Here is a 256-nt window from a genome sequence, read left to right as displayed (position 1 = left end):
CGGAGAAACAGCAGAAGTCCTTGAAAGCGAAATGATCGATACGCCTTATACACATGGCGCAGGCTGTACATTCTCAGCAGCCGTGACAGCGGAGCTCGCCAAAGGTGCGGAAGTCAAAGAAGCCATTTACGCAGCGAAAGAATTCATCACAGCGGCTATTAAAGAATCCTTCCCGCTAAACCAGTATGTTGGTCCTACGAAGCATTCTGCACTGCGCCTGAATCAACAATCATAAACAAAAGGGGCTGCCTTACAG

Annotated in this window: 1 protein-coding gene; it reads left to right on the top strand. The window is 48.8% G+C overall.

The window, feature by feature from the left end; translation table 11 throughout:
- Window positions 1-235 (top strand): bifunctional hydroxymethylpyrimidine kinase/phosphomethylpyrimidine kinase (locus SB660_RS21945; protein ID WP_410584556.1); only part of this gene is annotated, 235 nt, incomplete at its 5' end.
- Window positions 236-256 lie beyond the last annotated feature (21 nt).

Origin of the sequence: Bacillus sp. SIMBA_005, assembly GCF_046535585.1 — a bacterium.
GTDB classification, from domain to species: Bacteria; Bacillota; Bacilli; order Bacillales; family Bacillaceae; genus Bacillus; species Bacillus pumilus.
Note: the sequence above shows the minus strand (reverse complement) of the source record. Positions and strands in the feature narration are given on the sequence as shown.